General features: G+C 60.9%; 1 pseudogene. It reads left to right on the top strand.

Annotated features, from left to right (window positions below):
• Window positions 1-20: 20 nt before the first annotated feature.
• Window positions 21-284 (top strand): annotated as a pseudogene (locus ACW9IN_RS30145) (hypothetical protein); the annotation flags it as partial.

The following is a 284-nucleotide window of genomic DNA, read 5'->3' as shown; positions in this document are numbered from 1 at the left end:
TCTGCGTGGAAACGCATCCTGTGACGCTCCGCGTCACGACTTCAAAAGCGGACGCAGAGCGTCCAGGGCTGCATTCCCACGCGGAGCGTGGGAACAATCAACAGAATTTCTCTATTCTTGGCGAGAAAGTGCCCGGCCCGATGGCCCTGCTGACGGCGCTTTTCCAACCACCACCAATCCCCTGTGGGAGCTGGCTTGCCTGCGAAAGCGGTGTCTCAGTCGACATCTTTGTCGACTGTGCCGCCGTCTTCGCAGCGATGCGGCGACCCGACAAGCCAGCTCCC

This window comes from Pseudomonas sp. SDO5271_S396 (genome assembly GCF_054071795.1).
This window is presented reverse-complemented; position numbering and strand designations above follow the sequence as displayed.